General features: G+C 73.1%; 15 protein-coding genes. 3 read left to right on the top strand and 12 right to left on the bottom strand.

All coding sequences use genetic code 11. The features are described 5' to 3' along the window. Nucleotides 1-132: 132 nt before the first annotated feature. The 9 genes from OHA98_RS03605 to OHA98_RS03565 form a co-directional block, all read right to left on the bottom strand. On the bottom strand, nucleotides 133-738 hold the full coding sequence (locus OHA98_RS03605; protein WP_266922644.1) for an amino-acid N-acetyltransferase: 606 nt from the start codon (nucleotides 736-738) through the stop codon (nucleotides 133-135). 9 nt (nucleotides 739-747) lie between these two features. Next, nucleotides 748-1,203, bottom strand: a complete 456-nt coding sequence (locus tag OHA98_RS03600; RefSeq protein ID WP_266922643.1) for a BlaI/MecI/CopY family transcriptional regulator — start codon at nucleotides 1,201-1,203, stop codon at nucleotides 748-750. Nucleotides 1,204-1,376: 173 nt separating this feature from the next. Beyond that, the gene (locus OHA98_RS03595) at nucleotides 1,377-1,556 is read right to left on the bottom strand and encodes a hypothetical protein (protein ID WP_266922642.1); all 180 of its coding nucleotides are present in this window, start codon (nucleotides 1,554-1,556) and stop codon (nucleotides 1,377-1,379) included. Nucleotides 1,557-1,636: 80 nt separating this feature from the next. Then, entirely contained in the window at nucleotides 1,637-2,218 is a 582-nt protein-coding gene (locus tag OHA98_RS03590) for a hypothetical protein (protein ID WP_266927689.1), read from the bottom strand. A 299-nt stretch (nucleotides 2,219-2,517) separates the two neighbouring features. Next, a complete protein-coding gene (locus tag OHA98_RS03585; RefSeq protein ID WP_266922641.1) occupies nucleotides 2,518-3,315 on the bottom strand; it encodes a type III pantothenate kinase in 798 nt (265 codons plus the stop codon). Continuing rightward, the gene (gene nadC, locus OHA98_RS03580) at nucleotides 3,315-4,364 is read right to left on the bottom strand and encodes a carboxylating nicotinate-nucleotide diphosphorylase (RefSeq protein ID WP_266922640.1); all 1,050 of its coding nucleotides are present in this window, start codon (nucleotides 4,362-4,364) and stop codon (nucleotides 3,315-3,317) included. The genes OHA98_RS03585 and nadC overlap by 1 nt, the downstream gene beginning before the upstream one ends. A 91-nt stretch (nucleotides 4,365-4,455) precedes the next feature. Next, nucleotides 4,456-6,186 carry an L-aspartate oxidase gene (locus tag OHA98_RS03575; protein ID WP_266922639.1) on the bottom strand — a complete coding sequence of 577 codons (1,731 nt, stop codon included), beginning with the start codon at nucleotides 6,184-6,186 and terminating at the stop codon, nucleotides 4,456-4,458. After that, nucleotides 6,183-7,325 (bottom strand): pantoate--beta-alanine ligase, encoded by a 1,143-nt coding sequence (gene panC, locus OHA98_RS03570; RefSeq protein WP_266922638.1) that lies wholly within the window; start codon nucleotides 7,323-7,325, stop codon nucleotides 6,183-6,185. The genes OHA98_RS03575 and panC overlap by 4 nt, the downstream gene beginning before the upstream one ends. Beyond that, entirely contained in the window at nucleotides 7,322-8,257 is a 936-nt protein-coding gene (locus OHA98_RS03565) for a Rossmann-like and DUF2520 domain-containing protein (protein WP_266922637.1), read from the bottom strand. The genes panC and OHA98_RS03565 overlap by 4 nt, the downstream gene beginning before the upstream one ends. A 214-nt stretch (nucleotides 8,258-8,471) precedes the next feature. Between OHA98_RS03565 and OHA98_RS03560 the strand changes: the two genes are divergently transcribed. Next, nucleotides 8,472-9,638 carry a low specificity L-threonine aldolase gene (locus tag OHA98_RS03560; RefSeq protein WP_266922636.1) on the top strand — a complete coding sequence of 389 codons (1,167 nt, stop codon included), beginning with the start codon at nucleotides 8,472-8,474 and terminating at the stop codon, nucleotides 9,636-9,638. Nucleotides 9,639-9,721: 83 nt separating this feature from the next. Here the strand turns inward: OHA98_RS03560 and OHA98_RS03555 are convergent, their stop codons facing one another. Continuing rightward, the gene (locus tag OHA98_RS03555) at nucleotides 9,722-9,889 is read right to left on the bottom strand and encodes a hypothetical protein (RefSeq protein WP_266922635.1); all 168 of its coding nucleotides are present in this window, start codon (nucleotides 9,887-9,889) and stop codon (nucleotides 9,722-9,724) included. Between the two features lie 103 nt (nucleotides 9,890-9,992). On the opposite strand from OHA98_RS03555, the gene OHA98_RS03550 reads away from it, so the two are divergent. Continuing rightward, nucleotides 9,993-11,105, top strand: a complete 1,113-nt coding sequence (locus OHA98_RS03550) for a DUF5937 family protein (RefSeq protein ID WP_266927687.1) — start codon at nucleotides 9,993-9,995, stop codon at nucleotides 11,103-11,105. 81 nt (nucleotides 11,106-11,186) lie between these two features. Here OHA98_RS03550 and OHA98_RS03545 read toward each other — a convergent pair whose 3' ends face one another. After that, the gene (locus tag OHA98_RS03545; RefSeq protein WP_266922634.1) at nucleotides 11,187-11,861 is read right to left on the bottom strand and encodes a response regulator transcription factor; all 675 of its coding nucleotides are present in this window, start codon (nucleotides 11,859-11,861) and stop codon (nucleotides 11,187-11,189) included. A 150-nt stretch (nucleotides 11,862-12,011) separates the two neighbouring features. Further along, nucleotides 12,012-13,214 carry a sensor histidine kinase gene (locus tag OHA98_RS03540; RefSeq protein ID WP_266922633.1) on the bottom strand — a complete coding sequence of 401 codons (1,203 nt, stop codon included), beginning with the start codon at nucleotides 13,212-13,214 and terminating at the stop codon, nucleotides 12,012-12,014. 96 nt (nucleotides 13,215-13,310) lie between these two features. Between OHA98_RS03540 and OHA98_RS03535 the strand changes: the two genes are divergently transcribed. Next, on the top strand, nucleotides 13,311-14,333 hold the full coding sequence (locus OHA98_RS03535; RefSeq protein ID WP_266922632.1) for an SAM-dependent methyltransferase: 1,023 nt from the start codon (nucleotides 13,311-13,313) through the stop codon (nucleotides 14,331-14,333). Nucleotides 14,334-14,447: the final 114 nt, after the last annotated feature.

Here is a 14,447-nt window from a genome sequence, read left to right as displayed (position 1 = left end):
CATCGAAAATGGAGTACGCGGAAAGGAAACCGCTTTTCCCCGGAAAACACAAACCCCCGGGAGAGGTTGAGGAGCACAAGGACGCGGGAAACATGTGCGATTCGGACATAGGGTTCCGGTGTCTTCTGCGGTTCACAGGTGCAGAAGCATCCGGCTGTTGCCCAAGGTGTTCGGCTTCACTCGTTCGAGACCGAGGAACTCCGCGACACCCTCGTCATAGGAACGCAGCAGCTCGCTGTAGACATCTGTGTCGACCGGCGTCTCTCCGATCTCCACGAAGCCGTGCTTCGCGAAGAAGTCGACTTCGAAGGTGAGACAGAAAACCCGCCGCACACCGAGCCAGCGCGCGGTCTGCAAGAGCTTGTCCAGTACGTGGTGGCCCACTCCGGCGCCCTTGATGCTGTGATCGACGGCAAGGGTGCGCACTTCAGCGAGGTCTTCCCACATCACGTGGAGTGCTCCGCAGCCGATGACCCTGGCGTCCTCGTCGCGTTCCGCGACCCAGAACTCCTGGATGTCCTCGTAAAGCGTCACCGTCGCTTTGTCGAGCAGGATCCCTTCCGTCACGTACCCGTCGAGGAGACGGCGGACCGACGCCACATCGCTCGTCCGGGCACGCCGGACGGTGATGGCGGGCCTTTTTACCGACGGGTCGGTATCAAAATCGGTATCCGGCCCGGTATGCGGAGGCTCTTCGGTATACGGCGGCTCTTCGGCATGCGACAGCTCTGAGGACATGCCCCGACGCTATCGCCCGCTCTCCGGCGCCGCGCCATCGGCCGGGGCCGCGTCATCGTCCGCGGGCACGTCACCCGGGGGACTCGGGGACGGCTGATCGGTGAGGCCCGGGGAAACCATGCGTACCGCATCCTGGAGGGCTTCGCGCTGCTCGGCGGACATCATGCCGAAGAACGCCACAAGAGCGGCCGCGGGGTTGTCACTGCGCGACCACGCTTCGTTCATGAGTGCGGCCGAGTAGGCGGCACGGGTGGAGACGGCCGTATATCGATATGCCCTGCCGTCGACTTCCCTGCGCACCCAGCCCTTCTGATGGAGATTGTCCATTACGGTCATGACCGTCGTGTAGGCGATGGACCGTTCCTGCTGTAGGTCCTCAAGGACTTCCCGCACGGTGACCGGACGGTTCCATTGCCAGACGCGTGTCATCACGGCGTCTTCCAGCTCTCCCAATTGGCGAGGCACAGCGTCACCTTAGTGCCAGATGTCTGGAATAGGCCGTTATTTACACAGCGAAAGGGCGTACGGCTCCAATGAGCCGTACGCCCTTGACGGTGCACGGGGTGCGCCGGACGGCCCTCCGGGCGCGCGACCGGCGGGGTCCGGGGCCCGGAATCCGGGGGTCCGGGGGTCCCGGGTCAGACACTCTCCGGATGCGCGGTCTGCTTCACCGACTCCGCGCGGGTGAGTGTCGCGTCCACCGCGGCGTCTTCCTTGGTCTTGTTCGGACCGCCCTGACTCTTGACGATCGTCACGACGAGACCGATGAAGAAGATGGCCATCACCACGGGGGGCACGAGCGCGGATACGTAGTCCATGCCGTCCAGAGTAGCGAGCCCCGCGCGACGGGACACGGCGCCCTCCCGGGGAGAGCGCCGTGTCCCGCCGGACACCCGGCTCAGCCGGCGGCGCGCTCGCCGGGCGGCGGGGCGGGGCGGCGGCGGGGCGGGAAGACCTCGGAGGGCTTGGGCATCGGCCGCTCCCCGGGGGCCTGCGGACGGCCGGGGGAGACCGGCGCCTTGGGGCGCTCGGGTTCCCGGTCGGCGGCGCGTCCGCCCGGCAGGGCGAGCAGCCGGCCGCGGGGCGCCGGGGCCGTCACCGCGACGGCACGGCCGGCCAGCCTGGCCCGTACCGAACGCTCCGCGAGCACCTGGCAGCGCGCCAGGAGCGCCGCCGCGACCGGCTTGCCGCGCAGCGCGCGCAGAGCCGCCAGGTCGTCCGGGCGGGGGTCGTACCCGGCGGCGACGGCGTCCTGGAGGAGCTCCAGATAGCCGTTGACGGAGCCGGGGAGCGCTTCGCGGTAGCGGGCGAGGTCGGCGAGGAGGAACGCGCGCAGCCGCCCCGCCTCACTGACCGCCTCGTCCACGGCACCCGCGAGCCGCAGGCAGTCCTGGACATCCTCGTCGGGCAGGGGCGTCGGGTGGAGGGCGATGGCGAGGGCACGTCGGAGCACCCGCAGCTCGTCCGCGCTGAACGCCATGCCGCCTCGTGAACCGTAGGGCGTGGGCATGACGCGACAATACGTGCTAAATGGACAAAATCCGCTTAACTGGTCGTCGGCGGCGCGGCGTCCGCGGGGTGCCGGCGGCCGGCCGGGCAGAGCCCCGGGTGTACGTCCCGGACGGTCCTGCCGACGGCCCCGCCGGTGTCCCCCCGCCACCACCCCGGCGGACGTTGTCGCAGGTGGCGGGCGTGCCGACGCCGGATGCCCGGCTGTCCCCCGTACGACTACCGCCCCGCCCCGCGTACGCCTCCGTACTCCTCCGTGCGCCCTCGCGCCTACATCCGTGCGACGTTGCGCTCGTACACGAGGCGCAGCCCGATGAGCGTCAGCCAGGGCTCGTGCTCGTCGATGGCGGACGACTCCCCCAACACCATCGGAGCAAGGCCGCCCGTCGCGATGACCGTGACGTCGTCGGGGTCGGCCGCCAGTTCCTTCTTCATCCGGGCCACGACCCCGTCGACCTGGCCCGCGAAACCGAACACGATGCCGGACTGCATGGCCTCGACGGTGTTCTTGCCGATGACACTGCGCGGCCTGGCCAGCTCGATCTTGCGGAGCTGGGCGCCCTTGACCCCGAGCGCCTCGACCGAGATCTCGATGCCGGGGGCGATGACCCCGCCCACGTACTCGCCCCGGGCGGAGACCGCGTCGAACGTGGTGGCCGTACCGAAGTCGACGACGATCGCCGGTCCGCCGTACAGCTCGACCGCGGCGACCGCGTTGATGATGCGGTCCGCGCCGACCTCCTTGGGGTTGTCCATCAGGACCGGCACCCCGGTCTTGACGCCCGGCTCCACCAGCACGGCGGGGACGTCGCCGTAGTAGCGGCGGGTGACCTCGCGCAGCTCGTGCAGGACGGACGGGACGGTCGCGCAGATCGCGATGCCCTCGATGCCGTCGCCCAGCTCCACACCGAGCAGCGGATGCATGCCCATCAGGCCCTGGAGCAGCACGGCGAGCTCGTCGGCGGTGCGACGGGCATCGGTGGAGATCCGCCAGTGCTCGACGATCTCCTCGCCGTCGAACAGGCCGAGGACGGTGTGGGTGTTGCCGACGTCGATGGTGAGCAGCATCAGGCCTGGGCCTCACCGGTGGCCGGGGCGGTGTCCCGGAAGTCCAGGCCGATGTCGAGGATCGGCGAGGAGTGGGTGAGCGCCCCGACGGCCAGGTAGTCGACGCCCGCCTCGGCATAGGCGCGGGCGGAGTCGAGGGTGAGCCGGCCGGAGGACTCCAGCACGGCGCGGCCACCGACCAGGGCGACGGCCTCGGCGGTCTCCCCCGGTGTGAAGTTGTCCAGCAGGATCAGGTCGGCGCCCGCGTCGATCACCTCGCGGACCTGCTGCATCGTGTCGACCTCGACCTCGATCGGTACGTCGGGGAACTCCTCCCGCACCCGCTTGAACGCCTCGGCCACGCCGCCCGCCGCGATGACGTGGTTGTCCTTGACCAGAGCCGCGTCGGAGAGCGACATACGGTGGTTGACGCCGCCGCCGCAGCGCACCGCGTACTTCTCCAGGGCACGCAGCCCCGGGGTGGTCTTGCGGGTGTCGCGGACCTCGGCCCCGGTCCCTTCGAGTACGTCGGCCCAGGCGCGGGTCGCGGTCGCGATGCCGGAGAGACGGCACAGCAGGTTGAGCGCGCTGCGCTCGCCGGTGAGCAGATCGCGGGTGCGGGTGGTGACGGTCAGGAGCTTCTGGCCGGGGGCGACGCGGTCGCCGTCCTCGACATGGCGCTCCACCTCGAACTCGCTGGTACAGACGATGGACAGCACCGCCTCGGCGACCCGCAGCCCGGCGACGACGCCCGCCTCGCGGGCGGTGAAGTCACCGGTGGCGACGGATTCCTCGTCGACGGTCGCCACGGTGGTCACGTCCACGCCGCCGTCGAGGTCCTCCTCGATCGCGACATGGGCGACGTCCTCGACCTGGACGGGGTCCAGGCCCGCCTCGGCGAGGAGCCGGGCGAGCGCGGGGTCGAGGCCGCACTCCAGGCCGTCCGGGTCGTAGCCGTCGCCACAGCCGCAGTCGTCGCCGCAGCCGCCCGCGGACGGTGCGGGCGCGCCGATCTGGATCAGCGGGACGTCCACGGGTGTGGGGCGCGGATTCTCTTCGGGCGTGCTCACGGTTACGGCTCCTCGGGGGCGTCGGCGGGGGTGCGGGTGGTGCTGCTTGCTGGGGCTGCTGCGGGTGTGGGTGCTGTGGTGAGCAGTCTGCTCAATCCGTGGGGCGTACGGGCGGGAACGCGGCGGTCTCCGTGCGGTGAAGATCCGGGCTCCGGTCCGGGGTGATCCGGACGACGAGGTGGCGGCGCCAGTGCTCGTCGTCCCGGTCGGGCCGGTCCTCGCGCCAGTGGCAGCCGCGGGTCTCCTCGCGGGCGCGGGCGGCGGCGACCAGGACCCGGGAGACGAGAAGCAGGTTGGTGACCTCCCATGCCTCCACCCCGGGCACGGTTGCCTTGGACTCGGCCGTACCGGCGTCCGCGGTCACCCGGCCGTGCAGGGCCTCCAGCTCCTCGGCCGCCGTGGCGAGGCTCTCTGCGGAGCGCAGGACTCCGGCGCCCCGGGTCATGATCCGCTGGATCGCGGTACGGGACTCGGGGGCGAGGAGCGGAGCGGGCTCGCCGTCGCCGGACGCCACCGCTTCCGCCCGCCGCGGGCGCCCGGCGGTGTCCTCCGCCATGTCCTGCGCACGGTCCTCGGCCGTGTTCCCCGCGATGTCCTCGGCGATGCGCTCGGCGAAGACCAGTCCCTCCAGGAGGGAGTTGGACGCCAGCCGGTTGGCGCCGTGCACGCCGGTGCAGGCGACCTCTCCGCAGGCGTACAGGCCGGGCACGGTCGTACGGCCCCGCAGGTCGGTGCGGATGCCTCCGGAGGCGTAGTGCGCGGCGGGCGCGACCGGAATCGGTTCGGTGACCGGGTCGATGCCGTGGGCGCGGCAGGCCGCCAGGATGGTGGGGAAGCGCCGCTCCCACATCTCGGCGCCGAAGTGCCGGGCGTCCAGATACATGTGCTCGGTGCCGCGCAGGTGCATCTGGCGGGTGATGGCCTTGGCGACGATGTCGCGCGGGGCCAGCTCGGCCAGCTCGTGCTGCCCGAGCATGAAGCGCGTACCGGACGCGTCGACGAGATGGGCGCCCTCGCCCCGTACCGCCTCGGACACCAGCGGCTGCTGCCCCTCGGAGTCGGCGCCGAGGAAGAGCACGGTCGGGTGGAACTGGACGAATTCGAGGTCGGAGACCTCCGCTCCGGCCCGCAGCGCGAGCGCCACCCCGTCTCCGGTGGAGACCGAGGGGTTGGTGGTAGCGGAGAAGACCTGGCCCATGCCGCCGGTGGCCAGGACGACGGCGGGGGCGCGGACCGCGCCGACGCCGTCGTGCTGACCCTCGCCCATGACATGCAGGGTGACGCCCGCCGTACGGCCTTCGGCGTCGGTGATCAGGTCCAGGACCAGGGCGTTCTCGACGGTGTGCAGGGCGGCCTCGCGGACCGCCTCGACCAGGGCGCGGGAGATCTCGGCACCCGTCGCGTCGCCGCCCGCGTGCGCGATGCGGCGGCGGTGGTGGCCGCCCTCCCGGGTCAGCGCGATGTCGCCGCTGTCCGTGGTGTCGAAGTGGGCGCCCGTCCCGATGAGCCGGCGCACGGCGTCGGGGCCCTCGGTGACCAGGGTCCGCACGGCCGTCTCGTCGCACAGTCCGGCGCCCGCGACGAGGGTGTCGTCGCGGTGCTGCTCGGGGGTGTCGCCCTCGCCGAGCGCGGCCGCTATGCCGCCCTGGGCCCAGCGCGTGGAGCCGTCGTCGAGGCGGGCCTTGGTGACGACGACGGTGGCGAGGCCCGCGGCGGCGCAGCGCAGGGCGGTGGTGAGACCGGCCACGCCGGAGCCGACCACCACGACGTCCGCGTCGATGGCCCAGCCGGGGGCGGGGGCGGTCAGCCGTATTCCGGTCACGTGAGGGCTCCGAAGGTCAAGGGGATGTTGTCGATCAGGCGGGTGGCGCCGACCCGTGCCGCGATGGCGAGGATCGCCTCCCCGCTCCCGCGGTCGTCGGGGATCTCGGTGAAGTCCGACGGGTCCACGAGGGCCAGGTAGTCCAGGACGAGCGGCTGCCGTTCGCGGGCGGCGTCCGCGAGGACCAGCTGTGCGGCGGCCCGCACGGCGGCGGGTCCGCCGCCGGGCCGGGCCAGCGCCACCGCCTGGGCGTCGGCCGCCGCCCGGGACTCGCCGAGCGCGGTGAGCCCGGCGGCCCGGTCCGCACTGGCCGCCGTGGCCTGTGCGCGCTCGTGCAGGGCCTGCTGGGCGGCCAGTCTGTCCCGGGCCGCGAACAGGGCGCGCGGCAGGGCGAGAGCGGTGTGCCGTTCCTCCGGGGAGAGGAAGCGGTTGCGGCTGGAGAGCGCCAGGCCGTCCGGGTCGCGCACGGTGGGTACGCCGGTGATCCCGACGCCGAAATTCAGGTCGCGCACCATGCGCCGGATCAGCGCCAGCTGCTGGGCGTCCTTCTGTCCGAAGAACGCCTCGTCGGGGCGGGTGAGGTGGAGGAGCTTGGCGACGACGGTGAGCATGCCGTCGAAGTGCCCGGGGCGGGCGGCCCCTTCGAGGCGCTCGCCCATGGGGCCCGCGGTGATCCGGACCTGGGGCTCGCCGCCGGGGTAGACCTCGTCGACGGAGGGGGCGAAGACCGCGTCGGCGCCCGACAGCCCGGCGAGCGCGAGGTCGGCGTCGAGGGTGCGTGGGTAGCGGTCGAGGTCGGCCGCCTCACCGAACTGGAGCGGGTTCACGAAGACGGTGACCACGACCTGGCCGGCCGGACCCGCGGCGGCGCGGGCGGCCCGGATCAGGGTGGCGTGGCCTTCGTGGAGAGCGCCCATCGTCATGACGACCGCGCGCCGGGCACCGGCCGGGCGGCGGAGGGCGTCCAGCTCGGCGGCCGTACGCAGGAGGGCCGCGCCGCCTGCGGGGGCGGACGCGGAGGTGCCCGCGGGGGTACGCGCGGAGGCGGACGCGGGACCGGGCTTCGGCACGGGACCGGGCTTCGGCACGGGACCGGGCTTGGGGGTGGGCCCGGGTGCCGGGGTCGGGGCGGTGCTCATCGGTCCTCCCCCGGTGCGCGCTCACCGTCGGCCAGGACGCCGAGCAGGTCCTCGGCCAGCTCCGGCTTGAGCATGCCGTGGGCGAGCGCCCGGTCCGCCGTGGCACGGGCCATCGCGAGATAGCCGGCCACCGTCTGCGGGGCGTGCCTGCGCAGCTCCTCGACATGGGCGGCGACCGTGCCCGCGTCACCGCGTGCGACGGGTCCGGTCAGCGCCGCGTCGCCGGAGCGCAGGGCGTTGTCCAGCGCGGCGCCGAGGAGCGGGCCGAGCATCCGGTCGGGGGCGGCGACCCCGGCCTTCGTCAGCAGCTCCATGGCCTCCGCGACCAGGGTGACCAGGTGATTCGCACCGAGGGCCAGGGCCGCGTGATAGAGCGGGCGGGCCTCCTCGGCGATCCACTCGGGCTCGCCGCCCATCTCGATGACCAGCGCCTCGGCGGCCAGCCTCAGCTCCCCGGGGGCGGTGACCCCGAACGAGCAGCCGGCCAGCCGCTGGACGTCGACGGAACTGCCGGTGAACGTCATCGCCGGGTGCAGGGCGAGGGGCAGGGCGCCGGCCCGCAGCGCGGGGTCGAGGACCTTGGTCCCGTACCGCCCCGACGTGTGGACGATCAGCTGCCCCGGCCGTACGGCACCGGTCTCGGCCAGGCCCTCGACGAGGCCGGGAAGGGTGTCGTCGGGGACGGTCAGCAGCACCAGCTCGGCACGTGCGAGCACCTCGCCCGGCGGCACCAGCGGTACGTCGGGGAGCAGGGCCGCCGCCCGGCGCACCGAGGCGTCGGAGACACCGGAAACGGCCACCGGGCGGTGCCCGGCGAGCTGGAGCGCGGCGGCGAGCGCGGGGCCGACCCGGCCCGCGCCGACGACCCCGACGGTGAGACGGGCGGGGCGGTCCCTCGCGTCGAGGGGTTCCTCAGAAGCTGTTGTATTCACGCGGCGATGGCCTTCCGTTCCAGTCCGCGGGGGGTACCGGACGACTTCTCTGCATGCTACGCCAGCGTTTCGAGTGACCTTCCGGCTGTCCACAGCCTGTGGGTAACTCTGCCGCCCGAGAGGGATCCGAGGGGAAATCGGCGCAGTGGAAAACGGCTGGGCCCGCGGTGGAAAACGGCTGGGCCGTGTCAGCCGTCCGGGTGATGATCGTCCCATGGCACTCACCGAAGAGCAGAAGCAGCGACACCGCAGACTGACCGCTTGGCGGGGGTCCCACCGCACGCTGGCCCGGGTGTCGGCGGAGGGCACGCTCGGCGAACGGCTGGCCGCGCTGGCGGCCGACGCGGGGTCCGTGCACGACCTCGACGAGTGGACGGACCTCTACGGGGACGGGGTCGTCGCCGAGGTCGAGCGACGGGTCGCGGAACTGCTCGGCATGGAGGCCGCGGCGTTCTTCCCGACGGGGACGATGGCCCAGCAGGTCGCGCTGCGGTGCTGGGCCGGGCGCACGGGCAACGCGACCGTGGCGCTGCATCCGCTCGCCCATCCCGAGCTGCACGAGCGGGGCGCACTCGGGGCGGTGAGCGGGCTGCGCACGGTGCACCCGACGTCCGCGCCCCGGCTTCCCACGGCGGACGAGATCCGCGGCTTCCCCGAGCCGTTCGGCACGCTGATGCTGGAGCTGCCGCTGCGGGACGCCGGGTTCGTGCTGCCCACCTGGGACGAGCTGGAGGCCGTCGTGGCCGCCGCCCGCGAGCGGGACGCGGTGGTGCACCTGGACGGGGCACGGCTGTGGGAGTGCGGGCCGCACTTCGGGAAGGAGCTGCGGGAGATCGCCGGGCTCGCGGACAGCGTGTACGTCTCGTTCTACAAGTCCCTCGACGGGCTGTCCGGGGCGGTGCTGGCCGGTCCCGAGGTGCTGGTCGAGGAGGCGCGGACCTGGCGTCACCGCTACGGGGGGAACGTCTTCCAGCAGTATCCGGCGGCGCTGTCCGCGCTGCTGGGGCTGGAGCGGGAGCTGCCGCGGCTGCCGGAGTACGTGGCGCAGGCGAAGGTGGTGGCCGGGGCACTGACGGAGGGCCTCGCGGCGTCCGGCGTGCCGTGGTTCCGGGTGCGTCCGGAGCCGCCGCACACGCACCAGTTCGTGGTGTGGCTGCCGTACGGGAGCGAGGCGCTGACCGAGGCGGCGGTGCGGCAGGCGGAGGAGACCGGGGTGACGCTGTTCCACCGGTGGTTCGACGGTGCGCAGGGGGCGGGACTGCCGCCCGGGGTGTCGTTCACCGAGGTGACGGTGTCCTCGGCCGGCCTGGCGTGGACGGCACAGGATGTCCGCGAAGCGGTGGGGGAGTTCGTGGCACGGCTGGAGCGGACGGAAGCCTGACCCTGAGGTTCCGGCCCCGGGATCCTGGGGCCTGGGGTCTCGGGCCTGGGGTCTCGGGCCTGAGGCCTCGGGGTACATGCCCCCTAGTTCCCGGCGGACGGGCCCGATGGCCGCGCGGCCCGGCGGGCGCGCCAGTGGTCGCGGATCGTGCGCAGCGTGGCCCAGTCGTGACGGCCGGGCAACGGGGGCGGGTCCTCGCCCAGCCGGGCCGCGCGGTAGCTGTCGAGCATCTGCTGCTGAATGGCGTCCATGACCTCAGCCTGCGCAGGTCAGGGGCCGCGCGCCCGCCGATTGACGACGGCCGTCAAGTGGCGCGTCGACCCGTTCGCGTACCCGCACTATGGAGGGGTGAGCGTGAACATCGACATCGCGGGCCTGCCCCCGGACCGCATCGTTTTCGAAACCTCGCCCCTCGCCGAGCTGGGGCTGGCCCTGCATGCGCTCTCCGAGCCGGGCCACCACCCGGGCCTGCACGGCTGGGCCACCGCGACCGCCGCCGCGCTGGAACCGGACCTCGCGGACCGGCTGCTGGAGGCGGAGTTCCTCTGGCGCAACACGTTCTCCGACATCTTCATGCCGTTCGCCGGGGTCCGCGGCGGTGACGGCAGGGCCGGGGCGACCCTCGCCGAGGACCTGGACATCCTCGACCGGCTGGACGACGAGCGGTTCGTCGCCGCCGCGCTGGAGTTCACCTGTGCCGGTCTGTACGGGGCCGGGGCGCCGTCCCCGCTGGCCAGCGCCGCCATGCGGACCCGGGCACTGGACCTGGCGGCCGCCCGCGGCCCGCAGCAGGTGGAGTTCACCCAGCGGCTGCTGACCGACCCCGTCACTGTACGGACCTGGATCCGGCGCCTCTTCGAGGACTGCGACCAGGCGTTCTTCTCGGACACCTGGATGCGGGTGCGGATCCAGCTGGTCGCCGACGCCCGGTACAAGACGGAACTGCTGCGGCGCAAGGGGCTCGGCGAGGCGCTGAGCGCCGTCTCCGCCGCGCTGTCGGTGGACACGGACGCCGGCCGCATCAGCATCGACAAGCTGAGCGAGGGCCGGACCAACGCCGCCGACCCTGCGGTCGGCCCCGGGCTCACCCTGATCCCGAGCAGCTTCGGCTGGCCGCACCTGATGGTGCTGCACGCCCCGGGCTGGCGGCCGGTGATCCACTATCCGGTGCACCTGCCCGATCTGCCCTCCCCCGCCTCCGTGGAGCTGCTCCAGCTCCGGATGGAGGCGCTGGCCCACCCGATGCGCATGCGGCTGTGCCGCAACCTCGCCCGGTCCCCGTACACCACGGGCGAACTCGCCGACTCGCACGGCATCACGCCCCCCGAGGTCTCCCGGCATCTGTCGCTGCTCAAGAAGGCCGGTCTCGTGACGACGCGGCGGCGGGGCCGCTATGTGCTGCACCAGCTGGACCTGACCGTCGTCGCCCGGCTCGGCAGCGACTTCCTGGAGGGCGTTCTGCGCTGAGGGTGCCGCGCGGGCGGTGTCCGCGCGGTCCGGCCGTGTCCACGCGGTCCGGCCGTGTCCGGACGCCCGGCGGGCCTCGGGTCAGCCCGCTCCGCCGCCCGCCCGGACCAGCCCGGTCTCGTACGCGAGGACGACGACCTGGACCCGGTCGCGCAGGTTCAGCTTGGTCAGGATGCGGCCGACATGTGTCTTCACCGTCGCCTCCGAGAGCACGAGCCGCGCCGCGATCTCCCCGTTCGACAGGCCCTGGGCGACCAGCAGCATCACCTCGCGCTCGCGCTCGGTCAGCTTCTCGATGTGCTTGTTCCGCGGCTCCTTGGAACTGCTCGGCAGCATCGACGAGAACCGGTCGAGCAGCCGGCGGGTGGTGGACGGGGCGACGACGGCGTCGCCGCTGTGCACAGAACGGATCGCCGCCAGCAGCTCACCCGGCGGCACATCCTTGAGCATGAAGCCACTGGCCCCGGCCTTCAGCCCCGAGAAGGCGTACTCGTCCAGGTCGAACGTGGTCAGGATGAGCACCTTGGGCGGGTCCTGCTGGGCGCAGATGCGCCGGGTCGCCTCGACCCCGTCCAGCCGCGGCATCCGGACGTCCATCAGCACCACGTCGACGCTCGTGGAGCGCAGGACCTCGATCGCCTCGGCTCCGTCACCGGCCTCGGCCACGACCTCCATGTCCGGCTGGGCGGCGAGCACCATCCGGAAGCCGGTGCGCAGCAGCACCTGGTCGTCGACGAGCATCACGCGGATGGCCATGAGGGTCCCTGTCTTCTGATCGAGGTTCGGCGGGTTCGGGAGGGAGCGGGGTTCGGGAGGGAGCGGGGTTCGGGGGCGGGGTTCGGGAGGGGCTCGGTCCGGTTCGAAAGGGGCGGAGGCGGGCGGAGGCGGGGAGCGTGCCCCGGCGGCTCAGCCTGCGGGCTTGAGCGGCAGCAGGGCGCTGATGCGGAAGCCGCCGCCCGGCCGCGGCCCCGCGTCCAGCGTGCCTCCGACCATGCCGACCCGCTCCCGCATACCGATCATCCCGTGCCCGGCACCGTCGGCGCCGCCGTCCTCGTACAGCTCGTGCGCCGCGCCCCGGCCGTCGTCCTCGACCAGCAGCCCGAGGCCGTCGTCGAAGTAGACCAGCCGCACACTGGCCCCGGCGTCCGGGCCGCCGTGCTTGCGGGTGTTGGTGAGGGCTTCCTGCACGATGCGGTACGCGGTCAGCTCCACGCCGCTGGGCAGGGGGCGCGGGGTGCCCTCGATCTTGAAGTCCACCGCCAGACCGGTCTGCCTGACCTGCTCGATCAGGTCCTCGATCTGCTCGACGTCGGGCTGCGGAACGTACTCGCCGCTCTCCCGGGTGTCCCCCGTCCGCAGCACCCCGAGCAGCCGGCGCATCTCGGCGAGCGCCTGGCGGCCGGTGCTGGAGATGGTCTCCAGTGCCTGCCGGGCCTGGTCGGGCGCGGCGTCCATGACGTAGGCAGCACCGTCGGCCTGCACCACCATCACGGACACGTTGTGCGCGACGACATCGTGCAGCTCGCGGGCGATCCGGGCCCGCTCGGCGGCGACGGCGACCTTGGACTGCGCCTCGCGCTCCCGCTCCAGCCGGGCGGCGCGCTCCTCCAGCTGGCTGAAGTAGGCCCGCCGGGTCCGCATCGAGTCGCCGAGCACCCAGGCGAGCACGAACGGCACCGTCATGATGATCGCCACGAAGGCCGACTGGACCCAGGTGTCCGAGGCGCCCTCCGGCCAGCGCAGCTGCGCCAGTCCGGCCGCGATCAGGCTGCAGACCAGGGCGAGACGGGACGCCCAGCGCTCGCCGACCGCCGCCACCGTGAAGGTGATCACGAGCATGGCGAAGTTCGCGAAGCTGGGCGGGATGTCGAAGACCAGCTGCAGGACGCCCACCAGGATGGCGAGGAGCAGCATCTTCTCGGGCACGCGGCGGCGCAGGGCCACGACGGCGCTGAGGCAGATCGCGACCGGTACCAGCAGCACGCGCTCCCGGGCCGGGCCGTAGTCGTCCACCACGATCGACACGCCGGAGACCCCGAGGAGGAAGACGGCCCAGAAGCAGTCGACGCCCGTCGGGTGTCTGCGGATGAAATCGTAGAGGCGCTGCACGTAACCCAGCGTAGGGACAGAGGATCGGTGCCCGGGTCAACCGGAGGGCCGATCCGGGTCCCGGCACCGTACTCCCCAAGGTGGAGACTTTCCCCCGTGACGGATGAGTGGCGTGGGTGGCAGGAGGCGGCCGAGACCGCTTTGTACGGAGAAGGGGGCTTCTACCGGAGCCCGGAGGGACCGGCGGGCCATTTCCGTACGTCGGTCCATGCCTCACCGCTGTTCGCCGCCGCCGTCGCCCGGCTGCTGACCGGAACCGCGCGTGAGCTGGGGACGGAAACGGTCGATCTGGTGGACGTGGGGTCGGGCCGGGGCGAGCTGGTGACCGGGGTGCTGGGCGCCGTCCCGGAGTGGCTGACGGTACGGGCGTACGCCGTGGAGCTCGCCGGGCGCCCGCCCGGTCTGGATCCCCGGATCGAGTGGCGCGCCGAGCTGCCGCAGGGGGTCACCGGGGTGGTGTTCGCCAATGAGTGGCTGGACAACGTGCCCACCCGGATCGCGGAGGCGGATGCCGACGGCATCGCCCGCTACGTCCTCGTCCGTCCCTCGGACGGTGCGGAGCGGCTGGGCGATCCGGTGGACGGGGCGGACGCGCGGTGGCTGCGGCGCTGGTGGCCGCTGTCCCGGCCGGGCGAGCGGGCGGAGATCGGCCGTCCGCGCGACGAGGCCTGGGCGCGGGCGGTCCGGTCGCTGTCGGCCGGACTCGCGGTGGCGGTGGACTACGCGCATGTACGGGGGGCGAGGCCGCCGTACGGGACGCTGACCGGCTTCCGGGCGGGGCGGGAGGTCCGGCCGGTGCCGGACGGCTCCTGCGACCTCACCTCGCATGTGGCGCTGGACGCGTGTGCGGCGGCGGTGGGGGCGGAGGAGGACCGGGGCGCCGTACCGCCGGAGCTCACCGACCAGCGGACGGCCCTGCGCGGGCTGGGCATCAGCGGGGAACGTCCGCCGCTGGCGATGGCCTCGGCCGATCCGGCCGGCTACCTCCGGGCGCTCTCCGCGGCGGGCGAGGCGGCGGAGCTGACCGCCCGGGGAGGTCTCGGCGACTTCGGGTGGCTCACGCACCGGGTGGACCGGGCCCCGGATGCCACCCGCTCCCGCCCGCGCCCGCCGGGGTGACCGGGTGACCGGGGCGGGCGCGGGCGGCTGCGAGCCCCGGGTACCGGCTCCGGACCGCCCCGCCGGTGCCCGGATCACGCCCACAGGCCCCGCTCCCCGTCGGTCAGGGAATAC

Origin of the sequence: Streptomyces sp. NBC_00654 (assembly GCF_026341775.1) — a bacterium.
GTDB lineage: Bacteria > Actinomycetota > Actinomycetes > Streptomycetales > Streptomycetaceae > Streptomyces.
Note: the sequence above shows the minus strand (reverse complement) of the source record. Positions and strands in the feature narration are given on the sequence as shown.

Coding starts and splice junctions, on each gene's coding strand:
- OHA98_RS03605 (WP_266922644.1), bottom strand. CDS start 738: ATGTCCTCAGAGCTGTCGCATGCCGAAGAGCCGCCGTATACCGAAGAG.
- OHA98_RS03595 (WP_266922642.1), bottom strand. CDS start 1,556: ATGGACTACGTATCCGCGCTCGTGCCCCCCGTGGTGATGGCCATCTTC.
- OHA98_RS03590 (WP_266927689.1), bottom strand. CDS start 2,218: ATGGCGTTCAGCGCGGACGAGCTGCGGGTGCTCCGACGTGCCCTCGCC.
- OHA98_RS03585 (WP_266922641.1), bottom strand. CDS start 3,315: ATGCTGCTCACCATCGACGTCGGCAACACCCACACCGTCCTCGGCCTG.
- panC (WP_266922638.1), bottom strand. CDS start 7,325: ATGAGCACCGCCCCGACCCCGGCACCCGGGCCCACCCCCAAGCCCGGT.
- OHA98_RS03560 (WP_266922636.1), top strand. CDS start 8,472: ATGGCACTCACCGAAGAGCAGAAGCAGCGACACCGCAGACTGACCGCT.
- OHA98_RS03555 (WP_266922635.1), bottom strand. CDS start 9,889: ATGGACGCCATTCAGCAGCAGATGCTCGACAGCTACCGCGCGGCCCGG.
- OHA98_RS03545 (WP_266922634.1), bottom strand. CDS start 11,861: ATGGCCATCCGCGTGATGCTCGTCGACGACCAGGTGCTGCTGCGCACC.